Source organism: Pseudomonas sp. BN411, from assembly GCF_029871235.1.
Lineage (GTDB): Bacteria > Pseudomonadota > Gammaproteobacteria > Pseudomonadales > Pseudomonadaceae > Metapseudomonas.
In genome coordinates, this window is record NZ_SSOM01000026.1 from 39,365 (window position 1) to 60,362 (window position 20,998).

The following is a 20,998-nucleotide window of genomic DNA, read 5'->3' on the forward strand; positions in this document are numbered from 1 at the left end:
TCGCGGGAATCAGTCGAGGGAGCGTTTGTGGTCATGGTGCGACGATATTCTCCTGGCGCCGTGTCGTCTCTGCAAAACTGACTTTCAAATTCGCCCGCTGCGGTTCGACCTGTCATCGAAGCCATCGTAGAATGCGCGCCTTTTCATGGGGCGGTGCACCGTCCGCGAATACAGCCAGCAGGGGAGACAACCCATGAGCGATTACCAGGAAACTCTCTACGACGGATACGGCCAGCGCTTCCGCATGGACAAGCTGCTGCACGAAGTGCGCACCGAGCACCAGCACCTGGTGATCTTCGAGAACGCGCGTATGGGGCGTGTGATGGCGCTGGACGGCGTGATCCAGACCACCGAGGCGGACGAGTTCATCTATCACGAGATGCTGACCCACGTTCCGATCCTCGCCCACGGCGCGGTGAAGAGCGTGCTAATCATCGGCGGTGGCGATGGCGGCATGCTGCGTGAAGTGCGCAAGCATCGTGATATCGAGCGCATCACCATGGTCGAAATCGATGGCACTGTCGTCGAGATGTGCAAGGAATTCCTGCCGAACCACTCCAAGGGTGCTTACGAAGACCCGCGCCTGAACCTGGTGATCGACGACGGCATGCGCTTCGTCGCCACCACCGAGGAGAAGTTCGACGTGATCATCTCCGACTCCACCGACCCGATCGGTCCGGGCGAGGTGCTGTTCTCCGAGAACTTCTACCAGGCCTGCCGCCGCTGCCTGAATGATGGCGGCGTGCTGGTGACCCAGAACGGCACGCCCTTCATGCAGCTCGGTGAAGTGCAGACCACGGCCGGTCGCATGGACAGCCTGTTCGCCGACTGGCACTTCTACCAGGCAGCCGTGCCGACCTACATCGGCGGCTCCATGACCTTCGCCTGGGGCGCCACCGATCCGGAAATGCGCAAGCTGCCGCTGGAAACCCTGCGCCAGCGCTACGCCGGTACCGGCATCGTGACTCGTTACTACAACCCGGAAATCCACGTTGGCGCCTTCGCTCTGCCGCAGTACGTGCTGCACGCCATCAACAAGCCCAGCAACGATTGAGATTGCACGGGTAAATGAAGAAGGGGCCGAAAGGCCCCTTTTTTTGCACTTGTAGGAGCGAGCTTGCTCGCGAACAGCCCGTGCACGATCCTTTCGCGAGCAAGCTCGCTCCTACAGGAAGGTCGGTTTCATAGGCGGAGCCGGTGGCCCAGGCTCAAACGAAAAAGCCCGGCAATTAGCCGGGCTTTTCTTTTGGAGCGGTGGATCAGATCTCCGTCGGCCGCACATGGCCGAAGAGCTCCTGGGAGAAGCGCACGCGTTCTTCCGGGGTTTCCTGGATACCCTTGGCCTTCAGCTCTTCGAGGCGGGCCTCGACGGCGTGGGCGCGGTGGGTCAGGCCGCAGTCGTTGGCGATCTGGATGTTCAGGCCGGGTCGGGCGTTGAGCTCGAGGATCAACGGGCCCTTGTCCTGGTCCAGCACCATGTCGACACCGATGTAGCCCAGGCCGCACAGCTCGTAGCAACCGGCCGCCAGCTTCATGAAGCCGTCCCAGTTCGGCAGCTGCACGCCGTCCACCGCGTTGGTGGTGTCCGGGTGCTTGGCGATCTTGTTGTTCAGCCAGGTACCGCGCAGGGTGACGCCGGTGGCCAGGTCCACGCCGACGCCGATAGCGCCCTGGTGGAGGTTGGCCTTGCCGTTGGACTGCCGGGTCGGCAGGCGCAGCATGGCCATCACCGGGTAGCCCATCAGCACGATGATGCGGATGTCCGGCACGCCTTCGTAGCTGATGCTCTTGAAGATCTGGTCCGGGGTCACGCGGTACTCGATCAGCGCGCGGTCGCGGTGCCCGCCGAGGGAGTAGAGGCCGGTGAGGATCGAGGAAATCTGGTGCTCGATTTCGTCGTGGCTGATGATCTTGCCGGATACCGTCTTGTAGCGGCCTTCGAAGCGGTCGGCGATCACGAGGATGCCGTCGCCACCGGCGCCCTGCGCCGGCTTGATCACGAAGTCGTTACGCTCGCCGATGATGTCGTTGAGCTTCTCGATTTCCTTCTCGGTGGAAATGATCCCGTACATCTCGGGTACGTGGATTCCCGCCTCGATGGCGCGCTGCTTGGTGATGATCTTGTCGTCGACGATCGGGTACAGGTGCCGTTTGTTGTACTTCAGCACGTAGTCCGCGTTTCGCCGATTGATGCCCATGATGCCTTTGGCTTCGAGGGCTTTCCACGTCTTGAGCAGGCCGAACATGGCTCAGTCCTTCAGGAAGGCTTTGAAGCGGAAGAGCTCGGTCAGGCGGTAGCCGCGGTAGCGACCCATCGCCAGCATGAAGCCCACCATGATCAGCAGTACTGCCGGGAAGGTGAAGATGAAGTAGGTCAGCTCCGGCACGGTCATCAGCAGGTGCGCCAGGGTGGCCGCGACCAGGGTGCCAATGGCTACCTTGAAGGCATGGCCACCGCCGCGCTCTTCCCAGGTGATGGACAGGCGTTCGATGGTCATGGTCAGGATCACCATCGGGAACAGGGCCACGGACAGGCCGCGCTCCAGGCCGAGCTTGTGGCTCAGCAGGCTGATGACCGCAATCAGCACCACCACGAAGGTCAGCACCACCGAGAGCCTTGGCAACATCTGTAGCTTCAAGTGCTCAAGGTACGACCGTAGCGACAGGCCGAGCGCCGTGATGATGGTGAACAGCACGATGCCGAAGCCCAGCTGGGTTTCGCGGAAGGCGAGGGCGATCAGCACTGGGGTGAAGGTACCCAGGGTCTGCAGGCCGCCGAGGTTACGCAGGATCAGAATCACCAGCACACCGATCGGGATCATGATCATAATCTGGTAGGTCTGTTGGGTCTGCAGCGGCAGGCCGTAGAGCGAGTACTCGAGGAAGTCGGCGTCGGTGTTCTCGTCGGTCAGCTTGGCCAGGCGAATGGCGTTCATTTCGCTGTTGTTCATGCTGAAGGTCACCTGGACCTTCTTGCCGCCGTCGACATTGATCAGGTTGTCGTCACCGGTCCACCAGATCAGACGGTCGCTGGGCAGGCCCTGCTCGCCGTTGTCCGGGTTGAAGTACAGCCAGTTTTCGCCGTTGAAGCTGCGCAGCCAGAGCTCGGGGTTCTGGGCCTGCTCGCTCATCAGGCGAATGGTGTGCACGCGTTCCATCGGCACGTGGGCGATGGACAGCAGCAGCTCGATGGCCTTGGCCTTGTTCGGGGTGCTGGTGTCGCCGGCCAGCAGCAGCTTGACGTTGTCATCGTTCAGGTTGTTGACCCGTTTGATGGTCTCGCTGATGAAGGTCTCGACGTCGGCCGAGTGCTGGCGGATGGGGGCCAGCAGGGCTTCGGCGGCGATCTTCTCGGGGCCTTCCACCGGGATGCTGTCGCGGAAGATCGGACCCTTGTCCTTGGGCTTCTCGCCGCTATAGCGCTTGGTCAGCACCAGGCGGTAATAGAGGGTCTGGTTGCCACTGGCGCGACGCGCGGACCAGGTCACCTTGCGGTTGCCATCCACGCGATTGATGCTCACGCCGTAGTTGTTGGAGATGAAGCTCTCGTTGAGGCTGACGTAGTCCCGGTTCAGCGGCGGAACGAACATCTGGACCTTGACCGGGTCGCGTGGATTCGCCTGGAACTCGACTTTGGCGTCGATGTTCCAGAGGTCGTCGGTCGCATCCTCGGTGATCGGGATGCCCTGGATGAAGATCTGGTAGGCCGTTATCAGAACGCCCAGGCTCACCAACAGGGTGATCAGGACTTTCAGATGCAGGGTAAGAGAGCGCATGTGGGTTACTCGTCAGAGTTTGCGTCGGTGGCACAGCCGGGTTTGCCGGCAGCGTATTTAAGGCTCGGGTCGACCAGTGCATCGAAGCGCTTGAGCGCCTCGGAACCGATCAGAAGCGGGTATTGGAAAGCACTGCGGTCGGTGAGGTTCACTTCGATCTGCCGCAGGGCCTTGCCCATGCACACCTCCAGTTCGATGACCGGGCGTGCGGTGTAGGTCTTGCCTTCATCGGGGTTGTAGTCCCCGGCGCGGCGTTTGATCTTGCTGATCCGCGCCAGCGGGCGCTCGATCGGATGTTCGTGAGCATCGTCGATGGCGAGATAGAAACGCACCCAGGCTTCGCCATCCTTCTTGAAGCGCTTGATGTCGCGGGCACTGAGGGAAGCGGTCTTGGCGCCGGTGTCGAGTTTGGCTGCGACTTCCAGGTCGAGGCCTTTCAGCTTGGCGTATTCGTTAAGGCCGTAGACGGTCTTCTCGGTAGCGAAGCCAAGGCCGGGGAGGGCGAGCAGGCAGGCAATCGGGGCGAAGGGCTTGAGTGTCATAAGTCCTTTGAGCGTAACGCGGTCATCGGTCCAGGAGCCCGGCCCACGGCCATCTTGGCTGCGGCGCCTGGTCTGGGAGTCTAGCAGGCAAGTCATTGGCGCCCAGACTGGCGCTGGCGGCGCGCATTCTAACACGCGGATTTTCCGGCGCGACAGACGCTTATGACGCAGGTGACCGGAGCGTGACGCTGTAGATGAATTTTTTGGAATTAGACGGATTGTCGACAATTAGTCGAATGGTGTTTGACAGGCTTGCTTGTATGGCAGTAGTTTTGCGCCACCAAACAAGAATGTGTCGACAATCATGCTGGACACCCCCGAAAGCACCGTCACCGAACAGCTGGACTCGGAAACCCTGGCCGAAAGCGTCTTCCGCCGCATCCAGACGGCCATCGTGCGTGGCGACATCGCCCCCGGCAGCAAGATTTCCGAGCCCGAGCTGGCGCGCACCTACGGCATCAGCCGTGGCCCGCTGCGCGAGGCTATCCATCGCCTGGAAGGGCAGCGGCTGCTGGTGCGCGTCCCCCACGTCGGCGCGCGGGTCGTATCCCTCAACCATGCCGAGCTGATCGAGCTCTACGAAATTCGCGAATCCCTCGAGGGCATGGCCTGCCGCCTGGCCGCCGAGCGCATGAGCCAGGCCGAGATCGACGAATTGCGCCTGGTGCTGGATACCCACGAGCGCGACGAGGCCTTCCAGGCCGGTCGTGGCTACTACCAGCAGGAAGGCGACTTCGACTTTCACTACCGGATCATCCAGGGCAGCGGCAACCAGACCCTGACCAAGATGCTCTGCGGCGAGCTGTACCAGCTGGTGCGCATGTACCGCCTGCAGTTCTCCACCGTTCCGAATCGGCCGCGCCAGGCCTTCAACGAACACCACCGGATTCTCGATGCCATCGCCGACCGAGACGGCGAACTGGCCGAGTTGCTGATGCGCCGTCACATCGGTGCCTCCAAGCGCAATATCGAGCGCCACTACCAGGAAGCGCTCGCCAACCCGTCCAAAACACGAGGTGAGTCATGACTCAGAAAACTGCCGGCCAGCGCTTCCGCGACGCCATTGCCGAGGAAAGTCCGCTGCAGGTCATCGGCGCGATCAACGCCAACCACGCGCTGCTGGCCAAGCGTGCCGGTTTCAAGGCCATCTACCTGTCCGGTGGCGGTGTCGCCGCCGGCTCGCTGGGCCTGCCGGACCTGGGCATCAACACTCTGGACGACGTGCTCACCGACGTACGCCGTATCACCGACGTGTGCGACCTGCCGCTGCTGGTGGACATCGACACCGGTTTCGGTCCGAGCGCCTTCAACATCGAGCGCACCGTCAAGAACCTGATCAAGGCCGGCGCCGCTGCCGCCCACATCGAAGACCAGGTCGGCGCCAAGCGCTGCGGCCATCGTCCGGGCAAGGAAATCGTCTCCACCGAAGAGATGGCTGACCGCGTCAAGGCCGCTGCCGATGCCAAGACCGATCCGAACTTCTTCCTGATCGCCCGTACCGACGCCATCCAGGCTGAAGGTGTGGACGCTGCCATCGAGCGCTGCCAGCGCTACGTCGAAGCCGGCGCCGACGCCATCTTCGCCGAAGCTGCCTACGACCTGCCGACCTACAAGCGCTTCGTCGACGCGCTGAACGTGCCGATCCTGGCCAACATCACCGAATTCGGCGCCACCCCGCTGTTCTCCCGCGACGAGCTGGCTTCGGTCGGCGTAGCCATCCAGCTGTACCCGCTGTCGGCCTTCCGCGCCGCCAACAAGGCTGCTGAGGCTGTCTACACCGCCGTTCGCCGCGATGGCCACCAGAAAGAAGTCATCGATCTGATGCAGACCCGCGCGGAACTGTACGACCGCATCGGCTACCACGCCTTCGAACAGAAGCTCGACGCCCTGTTCGCCGCCAAGAAATGACCGGACGCAGGCCGCTCTGCAGAAGGGCGGCCTGCGTAAAAACAAGACCGAAGCAACCGGATTGAAATGAGGAGAATCACGCGATGAGCGCTACCGAAAACACCACCGCCTTCAAACCGAAGAAGTCCGTGGCCCTGAGTGGCACCGCCGCCGGCAACACCGCCCTGTGCACCGTTGGCCGCACCGGTAACGACCTGCACTACCGCGGCTATGACATTCTCGACTTCGCCACCTCCTGCGAATTCGAGGAAATCGCCCACCTGCTGGTGCATGGCAAGCTGCCGAACGTCGCCGAACTGGCCGGCTACAAGGCCAAGCTGAAGGCCCTGCGTGGCCTGCCGGCCGGCGTCAAGGCTGCCCTGGAACAACTGCCGCCGTCCGCCCACCCGATGGACGTGATGCGTACCGCCGTTTCCGTGCTGGGCTGCCTGTCCCCGGAGAAGGATGACCACAACCATCCGGGCGCCCGCGACATCGCTGACAAGCTGATGGCTTCCCTCGGCTCCGCGCTGCTCTACTGGTACCACTTCAGCCACAACGGCAAGCGCATCGACGTCGAGACCGACGACGATTCCATTGGCGGTCACTTCCTGCACCTGCTGCACGGCGAGAAGCCGCGTGACTCCTGGGTCCGCGCCATGCACACCTCGCTGATCCTCTACGCCGAGCACGAATTCAACGCGTCGACCTTCACCTCCCGCGTGATCGCCGGCACCGGTTCCGACATGTACTCCTGCATCACCGGCGCCATCGGCGCGCTGCGTGGGCCGAAGCATGGCGGCGCCAACGAAGTCGCCTTCGAGATCCAGAAGCGCTACGACAATCCGAACGAGGCGGAAGCGGACATCCGCGCCCGCGTCGAGAAGAAGGAAGTGGTGATCGGCTTCGGCCACCCGGTCTACACCGTGTCCGACCCGCGTAACAAGGTGATCAAGGAAGTGGCTCGCGAGCTCTCCGACGAGCAGAAGAACACCAAGATGTTCGACATCGCCGAGCGCCTTGAATCGACCATGTGGGAAATCAAGAAGATGTTCCCCAACCTCGATTGGTTCAGCGCCGTGAGCTACCACATGATGGGCGTGCCCACCGCCATGTTCACCCCGCTGTTCGTGATCGCCCGTACCTCCGGCTGGTCCTCCCACGTCATCGAGCAGCGCATCGACGGCAAGATCATTCGCCCGAGCGCCAACTACGTCGGCCCGGAAGACCTCAAGTTCGTGCCCCTGAAGGATCGCGCCTAATCATGAACAGCCAATACCGCAAGAGCCTGCCGGGCACGGTGCTCGACTACTTCGATACCCGCGAGGCGGTGGATGCCATCGCCCCCGGCGCCTACGCCAAGCTGCCGTACACCTCCCGCGTGCTGGCCGAGCAGCTGGTGCGCCGTTGCGATCCGGCCATGCTGACCGATTCGCTCAAGCAGCTGATCGAGCGCAAGCGTGACCTGGACTTCCCCTGGTACCCGGCCCGCGTGGTCTGCCACGACATCCTCGGCCAGACCGCGCTGGTGGACCTGGCCGGTCTGCGCGACGCCATTGCCGATCAGGGCGGTGACCCGTCCAAGGTCAACCCGGTGGTGCCGACCCAACTGATCGTCGACCACTCCCTGGCCGTCGAATTTGGTGGTTTCGACCCGGACGCGTTCGAGAAGAACCGTGCTGTCGAAGAGCGCCGCAACGAGGACCGCTTCCACTTCATCGAGTGGACCAAGACTGCGTTCAAGAACGTCGACGTGATCCCGGCCGGCAACGGCATCATGCACCAGATCAACCTGGAGAAAATGAGCCCGGTGATCCAGGCGCGTGGGGGCGTGGCCTTCCCCGACACCTGCGTCGGCACTGACAGCCACACTCCGCACGTGGACGCCCTGGGCGTGATCGCCATCGGTGTTGGCGGTCTGGAAGCTGAAACCGTAATGCTCGGCCGCGCTTCGATGATGCGCCTGCCCGACATCGTCGGCGTCAAGCTGACCGGTAAGCGTCAGCCCGGCATCACCGCGACCGATATCGTCCTGGCGCTGACCGAGTTCCTGCGCAAGGAGAAGGTGGTGGGTGCCTATGTCGAGTTCTTCGGCGAAGGTGCTGACAGCCTGTCCATCGGCGACCGCGCCACTATCTCCAACATGTGCCCGGAATACGGCGCGACTGCGGCGATGTTCTACATCGACCAGCAGACGATCGAGTACCTCACGCTCACCGGTCGCGAGCCGGAGCAGGTGGCACTGGTCGAGAACTACGCCCGGACCACCGGTCTGTGGGGCGACGCGCTGGTTACCGCCGAGTACGAGCGAGTGCTGCAGTTCGACCTGTCCACCGTGGCACGCAACATGGCTGGCCCGTCCAACCCGCATCGTCGCCTGCCGACTTCGGCGCTGGCCGAGCGCGGCATCGCCGACGAAGCCAAGCTCGAAGCGGGCAAGGCTGAGGAAGCCGACGGCCTGATGCCGGATGGCGCGGTGATCATCGCCGCCATCACCAGCTGCACCAACACCTCCAACCCGCGCAACGTCGTGGCTGCCGGTCTGGTGGCGAAGAAGGCCAACGAACTGGGTCTGGTACGCAAGCCCTGGGTGAAGACCTCCTTCGCGCCGGGCTCGAAGGTCGCCAAGCTGTACCTGGAAGAAGCCGGCCTGCTGCCGGAACTGGAGAAGCTTGGCTTCGGCATCGTCGCCTACGCGTGCACCACCTGTAACGGCATGTCCGGCGCGCTCGATCCTGTGATCCAGCAGGAAATCATCGACCGTGACCTCTACGCCACTGCCGTGCTGTCGGGTAACCGCAACTTCGACGGTCGTATCCACCCCTACGCCAAGCAGGCTTTCCTCGCCTCACCGCCGCTGGTGGTGGCCTACGCCATCGCCGGTACCGTGCGCTTCGACATCGAGCAGGACGTGCTGGGCCATGACCAGGCGGGCAACCCCATCACCCTGAAGGACCTGTGGCCGAGCGACGAGGAGATCGACGCCATCGTCGCCGCCTCGGTGAAGCCCGAGCAGTTCAAGCAGATCTACATCCCGATGTTCGACCTCGGCACCGTGAAGGAAGCCGAGAGCCCGCTCTACGACTGGCGTCCGATGTCCACCTACATCCGTCGTCCGCCGTACTGGGAAGGCGCCCTGGCCGGCGAGCGTACCCTCAAGGGCATGCGTCCGCTGGCGGTGCTGCCGGACAACATCACCACCGACCACCTGTCGCCGTCCAACGCGATCATGGCGAACTCGGCGGCTGGCGAATACCTGGCGAAAATGGGCCTGCCGGAGGAGGACTTCAACTCCTACGCGACCCACCGCGGCGATCACCTGACCGCCCAGCGCGCCACCTTCGCCAACCCGCAACTGGTGAACGAAATGGCCGTGGTCGACGGCGAGGTGAAGAAGGGTTCCCTGACCCGTGTCGAGCCGGAAGGCAAGGTGATGCGCATGTGGGAAGCCATCGAGACCTACATGGATCGCAAGCAGCCGCTGATCATCATCGCCGGTGCCGACTACGGTCAGGGTTCGTCCCGTGACTGGGCGGCCAAGGGCGTGCGCCTGGCGGGTGTCGAGTCCATCGTCGCCGAGGGCTTCGAGCGTATCCACCGCACCAACCTGATCGGCATGGGCGTGCTGCCGCTGGAGTTCAAGCCGGGTACCACCCGCAAGACCCTCGGCATCGACGGCACCGAGACCTTCGACGTGATCGGCGAGCGCAAGCCGCGCGCTGACCTGACCCTGGTGATCCGCCGTACCAACGGCGAAGCCATCAAGGTTCCGGTGACCTGCCGCCTGGATACCGCCGAAGAGGTGTCCATCTACGAGGCCGGCGGCGTGCTGCAGCGCTTCGCCCAGGACTTCCTGGAAGCCTCGTCGGAAAAAGCTGTCGGCTAGCCCAGCTGTAGGAGCGAGCTTGCTCGCGAATGGCTCCCGGTGCGGGGGCGATTCGCGGGCAAGCCCGCTCTTACCTACCTACAGGACATGAGAATGGCCCACGTACCCCAAGTGAAAATCCCCGCCACCTACATCCGTGGTGGTACCAGCAAGGGCGTGTTCTTCCGCCTGCAAGACCTGCCCGAGCGCTGCCAGGTGCCCGGCGCGGCGCGCGACAAGCTGTTCATGCGCGTGATCGGCAGTCCCGACCCGTACTCCGCGCATATCGACGGCATGGGCGGCGCCACGTCCAGCACCAGCAAGTGCGTGATCCTGTCGAAGAGCCGCCAGCCCGGCCACGACGTGGATTACCTCTACGGCCAGATTTCCATCGACAAGGCCTTCGTCGACTGGAGCGGCAACTGCGGCAACCTGTCCACCGCAGCCGGCTCCTTCGCCCTGCACGCAGGACTGGTCGATCCGGAGCGCATTCCGGAGAACGGTACCTGCGTGGTGCGTATCTGGCAGGCCAATATCCAGAAAACCATCATTGCCCACGTACCGGTCACCAACGGCCAGGTACAGGAAACCGGCGACTTCGAGCTCGACGGCGTGACCTTCCCGGCCGCGGAAATCGTGCTGGAGTTCATCGATCCGTCCGACGACGGGGAGGAGGGGGGCTCGATGTTCCCCACCGGCAACCTCGTGGACGACCTGGAAGTGCCCGGTGTAGGCACCTTCAAGGCGACCATGATCAGCGCCGGCATCCCGACAGTGTTCGTCAACGCCGAGGACATCGGCTACACCGGTGCCGAGCTGCGTGAAGCCATCAACGGCGATCCGGAGCAACTGGCGCGTTTCGAAAAGATCCGCGTCGCCGGCGCCCTGCGCATGGGCTTGATCAAGAGCCCTGAGGAAGCGGCGACCCGCCAGCACACGCCGAAGATCGCCTTCGTCGCCCCGGCAAAGAACTATCGCACCTCCAGCGGCAAGGAAGTGCAGGCCGGGGAAATCGACCTGCTGGTTCGCGCTCTGTCCATGGGCAAGCTGCACCACGCCATGATGGGCACCGCTGCAGTGGCCATCGGCACCGCCGCGGCTGTTCCGGGCACCCTGGTGAACCTTGCCGCCGGTGGTGGCGAGCGCAGCGCCGTACGTTTCGGTCATCCCTCCGGCACCCTGCGCGTGGGCGCAGAGGCGAAGCAGGTGGACGGCGAGTGGACGGTCACCAAGGCCATCATGAGCCGCAGCTCCCGCGTGCTGATGGAGGGCTGGGTACGGGTGCCGGGCGATGCCTTCTAGGTTATGTACGAAAACTGCCTGCGCTCGGTGATGCTTCGTTAAAAATCGGTTCGGAATGCTCATTAACAGTCGTTAACTCCGCTTCCTCACCAATTTTTGCCTCGCCTGACCTTCGCTCGACGACTTCTCGTACAAAACCTAGGTCGCTGGTTCCCAGGCATGAAAAAGCCCGCCGAGGCGGGCTTTTTCTTTGGGTGTCCGACTTACTTGAGCCGGCGCTCGACGCCTTTTTCCACCAGGATCTTGGCGGAGATTTCCTCCACCGAGAAATGGGTGGAGTTGATGAAATTGATGTTCTCGCGACGGAACAGGGTTTCCACCTCGCGCACTTCGAACTCGCACTGGGCGAAGCTCGCGTAACGGCTGTTGGGCTTGCGCTCGTTGCGGATGGCGGTGAGGCGATCGGGGTCGATGGTCAGGCCGAACAGCTTGTCCTTGTACTTCTTGAGGGCAGCGGGAAGCTGCAGTCGCTCCATGTCTTCCTCGGTCAAGGGATAATTTGCGGCACGAATTCCGTATTGCATTGCCATATACAGGCAGGTCGGCGTTTTGCCGCAGCGGGACACGCCCACCAGGATCAGGTCGGCCTTGTCGTAGTAGTGGGTGCGGGCGCCGTCGTCGTTGTCGAGGGCGAAGTTGACCGCCTCGATCCGCTCCATGTAGTTGGTGTGGTGGCCGATGGAGTGGGATTTGCCGACGGAGTAGGAAGAGTGCGAAGTAAGTTCCTGTTCCAGCGGGGAGAGGAATGTGGAGAAGATGTCGATCATGAAGCCATTGGACGTGGCCAGGATGTCGCGGATCTCCTGGTTCACAATGGTGTCGAAGATGATCGGCCGGACGCCGTCCGTCTCCGCAGCCTTGTTGATTTGCTGTACCATGGCGCGCGCTTTCTCGACGCTGTCTATATAGGGGCGCGTGAGCTTGTTGAAGGTAATGGTTTCAAACTGCGCCAGGAGGCTCTGGCCAAGGGTTTCCGCAGTGATACCGGTACCATCGGAGATGAAGAAAGCGGTTCGTTTCATTTGCGCCAAAGGCCTTAAGTCAGGAACGATTCTTGGCTATGATAGGCCGCGTTTTTCGCCAGGCCCGAGCCGGTCGGCATTGTGACGTATTTTTCTGGACCAAAGCCAGAATGCTGCGGAGTGGTTCCGCATGAGCTTTTCCAACAAATAGTGGAGAGATCACCTTGGTAGAGTACGTAGTTTCCCTCGATAAGCTCGGCGTCCATGATGTTGAGCATGTGGGGGGCAAGAACGCATCCCTGGGCGAGATGATCAGCAATCTGGCTGGCGCCGGTGTTTCCGTTCCCGGTGGTTTCGCCACTACCGCCCAGGCCTACCGTGACTTCCTCGAGCAGAGCGGCCTGAACGAACGTATCCATGCCGCCCTCGACAGGCTCGATGTGGATGACGTCAACGCCCTCGCCAAGACCGGCGCCGAAATCCGCCAGTGGGTGATGGATGCCGAGTTCCCCGCCCGCCTGGACGCCGAAATTCGTACCGCTTTCACCGCTATGGCCGCCGGTAACGACAACATGGCCGTGGCCGTGCGTTCCTCCGCCACCGCCGAAGACCTGCCCGACGCTTCCTTCGCCGGTCAGCAGGAAACCTTCCTGAACATCCGTGGCGTGGACAACGTGATCCGCGCTGCCAAGGAGGTTTTCGCCTCCCTGTTCAACGACCGCGCCATCGCCTACCGCGTGCACCAGGGCTTCGACCACAAGCTGGTCGCCCTGTCCGCCGGTGTGCAGCGCATGGTCCGTTCGGAAACCGGCACCGCCGGCGTGATGTTCACCCTGGATACCGAATCCGGCTTCCGTGACGTGGTGTTCATCACCGCCGCCTACGGCCTCGGCGAAACCGTCGTGCAGGGCGCCGTGAACCCCGACGAGTTCTACGTACACAAGGCAACCCTGGAAGCCGGTCGCCCCGCCATCCTGCGCCGCAACCTGGGCAGCAAGGCGATCAAGATGATCTACGGCGAGGAAGCCAAGGCCGGCAAGTCGGTGAAGACCGTCGACGTGGACCGCGCCGACCGCGCCCGCTTCGCCCTCTCCGACGCTGAAGTGACCGAACTGGCCAAGCAGGCGCTGATCATCGAGAAACACTACGGCCGCCCGATGGACATCGAGTGGGCCAAAGACGGTGACGACGGCAAGCTGTACATCGTGCAGGCCCGTCCGGAAACCGTTAAGAGCCGCGCCAGCGCGACCGTGATGGAGCGCTACCTGCTGAAGGAAAAGGGCAAGGTCCTGGTGGAAGGCCGTGCCATCGGCCAGCGCATTGGCGCCGGCCCGGTTCGCGTGATCCACGACGTATCCGAGATGGACAAGGTCCAGCCGGGCGACGTACTGGTCTCCGACATGACCGACCCGGACTGGGAGCCCGTGATGAAGCGCGCCAGCGCCATCGTCACCAACCGCGGCGGCCGTACCTGCCACGCGGCGATCATCGCCCGTGAACTGGGCATTCCGGCAGTCGTGGGTTGCGGCAATGCCACCCAGGTGCTGCAGGATGGTCAGGGCGTGACCGTTTCCTGCGCCGAAGGCGACACCGGCTTCATCTTCGAAGGCCAACTGGGCTTCGATATCCGCACCAACTCGGTCGACGCGATGCCTGACCTGCCGTTCAAGATCATGATGAACGTCGGCAACCCGGATCGCGCCTTCGACTTCGCCCAGCTGCCCAACGAGGGCGTGGGCCTGGCGCGCCTGGAATTCATCATCAACCGCATGATCGGCGTACACCCGAAGGCGCTGCTGAACTTCGCCAGCCTGCCGGTGGAGATCAAGGAAAGCGTCGAGAAGCGCATCGCCGGTTACGACGATCCGGTCGGCTTCTATGTCGAGAAGCTGGTGGAAGGCATCAGCACCCTGGCTGCGGCTTTCTGGCCGAAGAAAGTCATCGTGCGCCTGTCGGACTTCAAGTCCAACGAATACGCCAACCTGATCGGCGGCAAGCTCTACGAACCGGAAGAAGAGAACCCGATGCTCGGCTTCCGTGGCGCTTCCCGCTACATCAGCGAGTCCTTCCGTGACTGCTTCGAGCTGGAATGCCGTGCGCTGAAGAAAGTGCGCAACGAGATGGGTCTGACCAACGTCGAGATCATGGTTCCCTTCGTGCGTACTCTCGGCGAAGCGAGCCAAGTGGTCGAGCTGCTGGCCAGCAACGGCCTGAAGCGCGGCGAAAACGGCCTGAAAGTCATCATGATGTGCGAACTGCCGTCCAACGCCCTGCTGGCCGAGGAGTTCCTGGAGTTCTTCGATGGCTTCTCCATCGGCTCCAACGACCTCACCCAGCTGACCCTGGGCCTGGACCGCGACTCCGGCATCGTCGCCCACCTGTTCGACGAGCGTAATCCGGCGGTCAAGAAGCTGCTGGCCAATGCCATTGCCGCCTGCAACAAGGCTGGCAAGTACATCGGCATCTGCGGCCAGGGCCCGTCCGACCACCCGGATCTGGCCAAGTGGCTGATGGAGCAGGGCATCGAGAGTGTCTCGCTGAACCCCGACTCCGTACTGGACACCTGGTTCTTCCTGGCGGAAGGTCAGGCCTGATCCTTCGTTAGCCAAAACGAAAAGGGCGGGTTCCAGAACCCGCCCTTTTTTTGTGCAAGCAGCAATCATGCAAAGCAGTAGCGAACTCTTTCCCGTGGCGCTGATCAGCGCAGAACTCCGTGGCGACCTGACCGAAGACGTCTATCGCCTGAAACCCGGCAATAGCCCTGACCCCAGCGTCGAACTGGTCCTTACTCGTCTTGGCCGCTTCGGTCATGAAGGCGCTCGTGGCGTGCCGGTAATCCTGGTGCACGGCAGCTTTTCCAATCGCCGTTTCTGGTACTCGCCCAAGGGTCTGGGACTCGGCCCGCACCTGGCGCGTGCCGGCTTCGACGTGTGGATCGCAGAGATGCGCGGGCACGGCCTGTCGCCGCGCAATCAGCACTACCGCCGCAACCGGGTAGCGGATTACGCCCAATACGACCTGCCGGCCATTGCGGCCTTCGTTCGTGAGCAGGCCGGTCAGGCGCCGCACTGGGTTGGACATTCCCTGGGTGGCACGACGCTGGCTGCGGCTTTGGGTGGGCACTACCTGGGCGAGGAGGACGTGGCATCCGCTGCGCTCTTCGGTAGTCAGGTCAGCCGTGTCTACTGGCCGCTCAAGATGCCGCCGGTAGAGTGGGGTGGCCGCGTGCTGCTCAAGCGCTTCGGCGTGCTTTCCGGCTCGTGGCTGAAGCGCGGGCCGGAAGACGAACCGATCGGCCTCGCCCTGGAGAGCATGCGCTGGCACGGCCTGTTCGGCCGCTTTGGCGATGCCGAGCGGGACTGGTGGGCCGGTCTTTCGGATGTGCGCGTGCCGGTTTTGGCGGTAGCTGCCGCAGGCGACCTGCAGGACCCGGTCTGGGCCTGCCGCAAGCTGGTAGAGCAGGTGCCCGAGGACTGCCGTCACTTCCTGAAGCTGGCGAAGGATGAAGGGTTCAGCGACGACTTCGGTCACATCGAGATGCTGGTGAGCAAGGCCGCCGAGCGCGAGGTATGGCCTCTGGTGGCTCATTGGCTGAAGCACCAGGCCCTGCCAGGCGCGGCGCAAGGCGCCGAAGCTCTGGTGCTCTAGCTCGCTGCCCGCCGGTGTTTTCCGGTTTCGGGAGGCGGGAGGCTGTGCTAAAGATGGCGGGAATCGCGGAGCGCTGGAGGCTCCATGTTCGTAGCGCTGGAACGACTGATCAATCTGCAGGATGGCTATCGCGGTACTTTTCAGGTGCAAGGGCGGCATTTATTGCTGATCGTCGTTGATCAGCAGTCGATCCTCATGGAAAATCGCTGCCCACACCAGGGTGCGCCCCTGCACACCAGCACGCTCGAACAGGGGATGCTGCGTTGTTCCAGGCATGGCATCGCCTTCGACCTGGCCAATGGTCGTCCGGTCAATGCGCCTTGCCCGCCGTTGCGGCGCCTGCCGCTGAGCTATGACGGCGACCGCATCGGTCTCGATCTGTAACTGCTATCAAGGAGATGTCCATGCAATACGTTACCCCTGATCTGTGCGATGCCTATCCGGACCTGGTCCAGGTCGTCGAGCCGATGTTCAGCAACTTCGGCGGCCGCGACTCCTTCGGCGGTGAGATCGTCACCATCAAGTGCTTCGAGGACAACTCCCTGGTCAAGGAGCAGGTCGACCTGCCGGGCAAGGGCAAGGTGCTGGTGGTGGATGGCGGCGGTTCCCTGCGCCGGGCCCTGCTGGGCGACATGCTGGCCGAGAAGGCTGCGAAGAACGGTTGGGAAGGCATTGTGGTCTATGGCTGCATCCGTGACGTCGATGTGATCGCCCAGACCGACCTGGGCGTCCAGGCGCTGGCCAGCCACCCGATGAAGACCGACAAGCGCGGCATCGGCGATCTGAACGTGGTCGTCACCTTTGGCGGCGTCACCTTCCGCCCTGGCGAATTCGTCTATGCCGACAACAACGGCATCATCATTTCGCCAAAGCCACTGGAAATGCCGGCCTGACAAAAAAGCCCGGCAGATGCCGGGCTTTTTCTTCCAAGGAGACTGAATGTTCGAGGAACAGAACGCCCAGTGGGGGCTGGTACACGCCTTCGTGCTGGACGGGCAGGGCGGTGCCGAGCCGATCTCCCGTGAGGCGCTGGCCGATCTGCGGTTGAGGCCGGAGCAAAGCGTCTGGCTGCACTGGGATCGCAGCCACCCGTTGGCGCGACGCTGGCTGCGGGAGCAGAGCGGGCTGTCCGAGTTCACCTGCGACCTGCTGCTGGAAGAAAGCACGCGGCCACGCATGCTGGCCCAGCCTGGTGACGAACTTCTGCTGTTCCTCCGCGGCGTGAACCTGAATCCGGGGGCGGAACCGGAGGACATGGTCTCGGTGCGCATCTTCGCTTCGTCGCAGCGCATCCTCTCTCTGCGCCTGCGCCCATTGCACGCCACCGATGAGCTGATCGAGCAGTGGGCCAGCGGCACCGGCCCGAAGGTGGCGTCCGAGGTGCTCCTGTATCTGGCCGAACACCTGACTGACAAGGTCGATTCGCTGGTAGCCGAATTGTCGGAGAAGATCGACGAACAGGAAGAGCATCTCGACAACAACGAGCGCTTCCGTCCGGATCATGACCTGATGCTGCAGATCCGTCGACGGGCAGCAGGACTCAAGCGTTTCCTCGCGCCCCAGCGAGACATCTACGGGCAGTTGGCGCGCAGCCGGATGCCCTGGTTCGTCGAAGACGACAGCGATTACTGGAACGAGCTGAACAACCGATTGACCCGTTACCTGGAAGAGCTGGAGCTGATCCGCGAGCGCATCGGCCTGGTGCTGGAAAGCGAGAGTCGCCGCCAGGGTGAACGCACCAGTCGCACCATGTACCTGCTCGGCATCACGACGGGTTTCTTCCTGCCGCTGAGCTTCATCACCGGCTTGCTAGGCATGAATGTGGGCGGTATTCCCGGAGACGAGGCGCCTTATGGCTTTATCCTGGCCTGCGTGCTGATCTTCGGAATTGCAGGGTTCCAGTTATGGCTTTTCCGTCGGCTTCGATGGCTTTGATGTGACCCGGCCAGCTCCAGCCACGTCTAGCCGACATATCCACGTGAGGTGCGCATGCACGATCCGTTCGAAGAATCTTTGCGGGACCTGCTCAAGGCGTCTCCGCATTCCGACCACGACGACGACGCAACCCTGGGCCGCGTGCTCAAGACCGCGAATCGTCAGGTGGGCGCCGGGGATCTGTTCAGCCTCATGGGCCACTGGCTCGAGGCGATGATGATCGCCCTCAACAATGGCTCGCCCCATCTGGCGCCTGTTTCGCGCCGCAATGCTTCTGTCCGTTCTGCAGATAAGGCTGATTGAACATGGAATTCGACCCCTGGACCCAAGGACTCGTTAACGCCATGACCACGGTGTGGACACCGGTGGCAGGCTTCATTCCGCGCCTGTTCGGCGCGCTGGTCGTGGTACTGCTGGGCTTCGTGGTGGCCAAGCTGTTGGATACCCTGCTGTCCAAGTTGCTGGCCAAGGTGGGGCTGGATCGCCTGATGGCGGGTACCGGCCTGACCAAGATGCTGGCCCGCGCCGGCATTCAGGTGCCGGTTTCCACCCTGATCGGAAAGATCGTCTACTGGTTCGTGCTGCTGATCTTCCTGGTCTCCGCAGCTGAGTCCCTGGGCCTGGACCGCGTTTCGGCCACCCTTGACGTGCTCGCTCTCTACCTGCCCAAGGTGCTGGGTGCAGCGCTGGTACTGCTGGCTGGCGTCCTGTTGGCGCAACTGGTCAGCGGCCTGGTGCGCGGCGCGGCCGAAGGCGTGGGCCTGGACTACGCCCACGGGCTGGGCCGTATCGCCCAGGGCCTGGTCATCATCATCAGCATCTCCGTGGCCATCGGCCAACTGGAGGTCAAGACCGACCTGCTGAACAACGTCATCGCAATTGTGCTGATTTCCATCGGCCTGGCGGCGGCACTGGCGTTGGGTCTCGGCAGTCGCGAAATCGCCGGGCAGATCCTCGCCGGCATCTATGTGCGTGAGCTCTATCAGGTCGGGCAACAAGTCAAGGTCGGCGATGTCGAAGGGCAGATCGAGGAAATCGGTACGGTGAAAACCCTGCTGCTTACCGAAGAAGGTGAGCTGGTATCGGTGTCGAATCGTACTTTGCTCGATCAACGGGTAACCAGCCGCTAACACGACGGCTTTTCCCTGCTAATGTATGCCGCCAGACAGGGTGCGCGAACCCCGCGCCCCCGGCGGCTTTTGACCTGACTGTCGGCCCGACCCGTTTTGAACAAGCCCCAATCGCTTTCCTTGCGCTATGACCCACGCGAGCTCTCCGATGAAGAGCTCGTGGAACGTGCGCATGTCGAGCTATTCCATGTCACCCGCGCCTATGAAGAATTGATGCGGCGCTATCAACGTACCTTGTTCAACGTCTGTGCCCGCTATTTAGGCAACGACCGCGACGCAGATGATGTCTGCCAGGAAGTGATGCTGAAGGTGCTTTATGGATTGAAGAACTTCGAAGGCAAGTCGAAGTTCAAGACATGGCTATATAGCATCACGTACAACGAGTGCATTACCCAATATCGGAAAGAGCGTCGAAAGCGACGTTTACTTGACGCACTGAGTCTGGATCCTCTTGAAGAAGCCTCGGACGAGAAAGCCCCCAAGGTCGAGGAGCGTGGGGGGCTGGAGCGATGGCTGGTACATGTCAATCCCATTGACAGGGAAATTCTTGTGCTACGTTTTGTCGCAGAGCTCGAGTTTCAAGAGATTGCAGACATTATGCATATGGGGTTGAGCGCCACGAAAATGCGCTACAAGCGTGCGCTCGATCGCCTTCGCGAAAAATTTTCCGGACTCGCTGAAACTTAGTTCGGGAAAAATTATCTCTTATGGGCCGGCGTGTTCTGCTAGAATTGCCGCCCAAGTTGTCCGGAGATTGTTCGACAACTTACTGACCACCAAGATGGGGATTTACGGATGAAACTGAAAAACACCTTAGGCGTAGCCGTTGGCTCTCTTGTTGCCGCCTTTTCGCTGAACGCGCTGGCTCAGGGCCAAGGCGCAGTTGAGGTGGAAGCTTTCGGTAAGCGTTACTTCACCGATAGTTCTCGCGATCTCGAGAACGGCAACCTGTACGGCGGCTCGGTAGGCTACTACCTGACCGACGACGTCTCCCTGGCTCTGTCGTACGGCGAATACCACGACATGACCTCCGAAGACTCCTTCGGTACCGATGGCCACAAGGACATCAAGGGCAACCTGGCTTCCCTGGACGCCATCTACCACTTCGGCACCCCGGGTGTTGGCCTGCGTCCGTACGTTTCTGCCGGCTTCGCCCATCAGAACATCAGCAACATCCCGCCGCGTACCGGCCGTGACCACAGCACCTTCGCCAACGTTGGCACCGGTCTGAAGTACTACTTCACCGAGAACTTCTTCGCCAAGGCAAGCCTGGACGGCATGTACAACCTGGACGCCCAGGAATCCGAGTGGATGGCTGGCGTAGGTGTTGGCGTGAACTTCGGCGGTTCCACCAAGCAAGCCGAGCCGGCTCCGGCTCCGGTTGCTGAAGTGTGCGCTGACAGCGACAACGACGGCGTTTGCGACAACGTCGACAAGTGCCCGGACACCCCGGCCAACGTCACCGTTGACGCCGATGGCTGCCCGGCCGTTGCCGAAGTCGTACGTGTTGAGCTGGACGTGAAGTTCGACTTCGACAAGTCCAAGGTGAAAGAAGAAAGCTACGGCGACATCAAGAACCTGGCTGACTTCATGAACCAGTACCCGGCTACCACCACCACCGTTGAAGGTCACACCGACTCCGTTGGTACCGACGCCTACAACCAGAAGCTGTCCGAGCGCCGTGCCAACGCCGTTCGTGAAGTTCTGGTCAACCAGTACGGTGTTGGTGGCGAGCGCGTCAACGCTGTTGGCTACGGCGAAACCCGCCCGGTTGCTGACAACGCCACTGCTGACGGCCGCGCTGTTAACCGCCGCGTAGAAGCCGAAGTAGAAGCCCAGGCCAAGTAATTGGTTTGAGCTGCAGGAAAAACCCGGCCTAGGCCGGGTTTTTCTTTGCCCGGAGAAAAGTGCCGGAGGAAGACGGCAATTTCGAGCGCCGCTGTTTGGTACC

At 62.2% G+C, this 20,998-nt stretch carries 19 protein-coding genes; 15 read left to right on the forward strand and 4 right to left on the reverse strand.

Features of this window, described 5'->3' with window-relative positions:
• Positions 1-193: 193 nt before the first annotated feature.
• The gene (speE, locus tag E8F06_RS02270) at positions 194-1,054 is read left to right on the forward strand and encodes a polyamine aminopropyltransferase (RefSeq protein WP_280363761.1); all 861 of its coding nucleotides are present in this window, start codon (positions 194-196) and stop codon (positions 1,052-1,054) included.
• Positions 1,055-1,259: 205 nt separating this feature from the next.
• On the opposite strand, the gene E8F06_RS02275 is transcribed toward speE, so the two are convergent.
• Genes E8F06_RS02275 through E8F06_RS02285 form a run of 3 tightly spaced genes read right to left on the reverse strand, consistent with a single transcriptional unit; the run spans position 1,260 to position 4,318 of the window.
• Complete coding sequence (locus tag E8F06_RS02275; RefSeq protein WP_280363762.1) at positions 1,260-2,246, reverse strand: alpha-L-glutamate ligase-like protein; 987 nt, start codon at positions 2,244-2,246, stop codon at positions 1,260-1,262.
• Positions 2,247-2,249: 3 nt separating this feature from the next.
• Entirely contained in the window at positions 2,250-3,776 is a 1,527-nt protein-coding gene (locus E8F06_RS02280; RefSeq protein ID WP_280363765.1) for an inactive transglutaminase family protein, read from the reverse strand.
• A gap of 5 nt (positions 3,777-3,781) precedes the next feature.
• Positions 3,782-4,318, reverse strand: coding sequence for an ATP-dependent zinc protease (locus E8F06_RS02285; protein ID WP_280363767.1), 537 nt, complete (start codon positions 4,316-4,318; stop codon positions 3,782-3,784).
• A gap of 304 nt (positions 4,319-4,622) precedes the next feature.
• Between E8F06_RS02285 and E8F06_RS02290 the strand changes: the two genes are divergently transcribed.
• The 5 genes from E8F06_RS02290 to prpF all read left to right on the forward strand — a co-directional run bounded on the left by E8F06_RS02290 (position 4,623) and on the right by prpF (position 11,372).
• Complete coding sequence (locus E8F06_RS02290; protein ID WP_280363770.1) at positions 4,623-5,345, forward strand: GntR family transcriptional regulator; 723 nt, start codon at positions 4,623-4,625, stop codon at positions 5,343-5,345.
• A complete protein-coding gene (gene prpB, locus E8F06_RS02295) occupies positions 5,342-6,226 on the forward strand; it encodes a methylisocitrate lyase (protein ID WP_280363772.1) in 885 nt (294 codons plus the stop codon). The genes E8F06_RS02290 and prpB overlap by 4 nt, the downstream gene beginning before the upstream one ends.
• Positions 6,227-6,309: 83 nt before the next feature.
• A complete protein-coding gene (gene prpC / locus E8F06_RS02300; protein WP_280363774.1) occupies positions 6,310-7,467 on the forward strand; it encodes a 2-methylcitrate synthase in 1,158 nt (385 codons plus the stop codon).
• A gap of 2 nt (positions 7,468-7,469) precedes the next feature.
• Positions 7,470-10,091: a Fe/S-dependent 2-methylisocitrate dehydratase AcnD gene (gene acnD, locus E8F06_RS02305; protein ID WP_280363779.1), complete on the forward strand. Its 2,622-nt coding sequence runs from the start codon at positions 7,470-7,472 to the stop codon at positions 10,089-10,091.
• Positions 10,092-10,184: 93 nt separating this feature from the next.
• Positions 10,185-11,372 carry a 2-methylaconitate cis-trans isomerase PrpF gene (gene prpF / locus E8F06_RS02310; protein WP_280363782.1) on the forward strand — a complete coding sequence of 396 codons (1,188 nt, stop codon included), beginning with the start codon at positions 10,185-10,187 and terminating at the stop codon, positions 11,370-11,372.
• A 203-nt stretch (positions 11,373-11,575) separates the two neighbouring features.
• Here the strand turns inward: prpF and E8F06_RS02315 are convergent, their stop codons facing one another.
• Entirely contained in the window at positions 11,576-12,394 is an 819-nt protein-coding gene (locus E8F06_RS02315; RefSeq protein WP_280363784.1) for a pyruvate, water dikinase regulatory protein, read from the reverse strand.
• Positions 12,395-12,558: 164 nt separating this feature from the next.
• Between E8F06_RS02315 and ppsA the strand changes: the two genes are divergently transcribed.
• From ppsA to E8F06_RS02360, 9 genes are all read left to right on the forward strand, one after another.
• Complete coding sequence (gene ppsA, locus E8F06_RS02320) at positions 12,559-14,928, forward strand: phosphoenolpyruvate synthase (protein WP_280363786.1); 2,370 nt, start codon at positions 12,559-12,561, stop codon at positions 14,926-14,928.
• A gap of 67 nt (positions 14,929-14,995) precedes the next feature.
• Complete coding sequence (locus tag E8F06_RS02325) at positions 14,996-15,982, forward strand: alpha/beta fold hydrolase (RefSeq protein WP_280363788.1); 987 nt, start codon at positions 14,996-14,998, stop codon at positions 15,980-15,982.
• 84 nt (positions 15,983-16,066) lie between these two features.
• Positions 16,067-16,366, forward strand: coding sequence for a Rieske (2Fe-2S) protein (locus tag E8F06_RS02330; protein ID WP_280363791.1), 300 nt, complete (start codon positions 16,067-16,069; stop codon positions 16,364-16,366).
• A 20-nt stretch (positions 16,367-16,386) separates the two neighbouring features.
• Entirely contained in the window at positions 16,387-16,875 is a 489-nt protein-coding gene (rraA, locus tag E8F06_RS02335; RefSeq protein WP_280363794.1) for a ribonuclease E activity regulator RraA, read from the forward strand.
• Between the two features lie 46 nt (positions 16,876-16,921).
• Positions 16,922-17,917, forward strand: coding sequence for a zinc transporter ZntB (locus tag E8F06_RS02340; RefSeq protein ID WP_280363796.1), 996 nt, complete (start codon positions 16,922-16,924; stop codon positions 17,915-17,917).
• A 48-nt stretch (positions 17,918-17,965) separates the two neighbouring features.
• On the forward strand, positions 17,966-18,220 hold the full coding sequence (locus E8F06_RS02345; protein ID WP_178119356.1) for a CrfX protein: 255 nt from the start codon (positions 17,966-17,968) through the stop codon (positions 18,218-18,220).
• Positions 18,221-18,222: 2 nt separating this feature from the next.
• Positions 18,223-19,047 (forward strand): mechanosensitive ion channel domain-containing protein, encoded by an 825-nt coding sequence (locus E8F06_RS02350; RefSeq protein ID WP_280363799.1) that lies wholly within the window; start codon positions 18,223-18,225, stop codon positions 19,045-19,047.
• Positions 19,048-19,143: 96 nt separating this feature from the next.
• The gene (sigX, locus tag E8F06_RS02355) at positions 19,144-19,734 is read left to right on the forward strand and encodes an RNA polymerase sigma factor SigX (RefSeq protein ID WP_083245941.1); all 591 of its coding nucleotides are present in this window, start codon (positions 19,144-19,146) and stop codon (positions 19,732-19,734) included.
• Positions 19,735-19,842: 108 nt separating this feature from the next.
• Positions 19,843-20,895, forward strand: coding sequence for an OmpA family protein (locus E8F06_RS02360; RefSeq protein WP_190832512.1), 1,053 nt, complete (start codon positions 19,843-19,845; stop codon positions 20,893-20,895).
• Positions 20,896-20,998: the final 103 nt, after the last annotated feature.

Coding starts and splice junctions, on each gene's coding strand:
- speE (WP_280363761.1), top strand. CDS start 194: ATGAGCGATTACCAGGAAACTCTCTACGACGGATACGGCCAGCGCTTC.
- E8F06_RS02275 (WP_280363762.1), bottom strand. CDS start 2,246: ATGTTCGGCCTGCTCAAGACGTGGAAAGCCCTCGAAGCCAAAGGCATC.
- E8F06_RS02280 (WP_280363765.1), bottom strand. CDS start 3,776: ATGCGCTCTCTTACCCTGCATCTGAAAGTCCTGATCACCCTGTTGGTG.
- E8F06_RS02285 (WP_280363767.1), bottom strand. CDS start 4,318: ATGACACTCAAGCCCTTCGCCCCGATTGCCTGCCTGCTCGCCCTCCCC.
- E8F06_RS02290 (WP_280363770.1), top strand. CDS start 4,623: ATGCTGGACACCCCCGAAAGCACCGTCACCGAACAGCTGGACTCGGAA.
- prpB (WP_280363772.1), top strand. CDS start 5,342: ATGACTCAGAAAACTGCCGGCCAGCGCTTCCGCGACGCCATTGCCGAG.
- prpC (WP_280363774.1), top strand. CDS start 6,310: ATGAGCGCTACCGAAAACACCACCGCCTTCAAACCGAAGAAGTCCGTG.
- acnD (WP_280363779.1), top strand. CDS start 7,470: ATGAACAGCCAATACCGCAAGAGCCTGCCGGGCACGGTGCTCGACTAC.
- prpF (WP_280363782.1), top strand. CDS start 10,185: ATGGCCCACGTACCCCAAGTGAAAATCCCCGCCACCTACATCCGTGGT.
- E8F06_RS02315 (WP_280363784.1), bottom strand. CDS start 12,394: ATGAAACGAACCGCTTTCTTCATCTCCGATGGTACCGGTATCACTGCG.
- E8F06_RS02325 (WP_280363788.1), top strand. CDS start 14,996: ATGCAAAGCAGTAGCGAACTCTTTCCCGTGGCGCTGATCAGCGCAGAA.
- E8F06_RS02330 (WP_280363791.1), top strand. CDS start 16,067: ATGTTCGTAGCGCTGGAACGACTGATCAATCTGCAGGATGGCTATCGC.
- rraA (WP_280363794.1), top strand. CDS start 16,387: ATGCAATACGTTACCCCTGATCTGTGCGATGCCTATCCGGACCTGGTC.
- E8F06_RS02340 (WP_280363796.1), top strand. CDS start 16,922: ATGTTCGAGGAACAGAACGCCCAGTGGGGGCTGGTACACGCCTTCGTG.
- E8F06_RS02350 (WP_280363799.1), top strand. CDS start 18,223: ATGGAATTCGACCCCTGGACCCAAGGACTCGTTAACGCCATGACCACG.
- E8F06_RS02360 (WP_190832512.1), top strand. CDS start 19,843: ATGAAACTGAAAAACACCTTAGGCGTAGCCGTTGGCTCTCTTGTTGCC.